Below are 218 nucleotides of genomic sequence, written 5' to 3' on the forward strand. Positions count from 1 at the left end.
GAGCTACCATCATCGCCCCCCGAGGCCGAACGAGCGGCAGCCGGTTGCCTTCATTCACCAGGATCTCGGCTTGATCGAGTGGATGACGGTCGGCGAGAACATGGGCCTGTCGCAGGGTTTCTCGATGCGTCGCGGCCTGATCGACTGGAACAGGACGCAGGCGCGTGCCAAGGAAGCGTTGAAACTGGTCGGCTGCGATTTCGATCCCACCACGCGGG

At 63.3% G+C, this 218-nt stretch carries 1 pseudogene; it reads left to right on the plus strand.

From position 1 onward, the window contains the following. Positions 1-218: pseudogene (locus AF337_RS30235) on the plus strand (sugar ABC transporter ATP-binding protein); the annotation flags it as partial.

The organism is Rhizobium ecuadorense (genome assembly GCF_001187535.1).
Lineage (GTDB): Bacteria > Pseudomonadota > Alphaproteobacteria > Rhizobiales > Rhizobiaceae > Rhizobium > Rhizobium ecuadorense.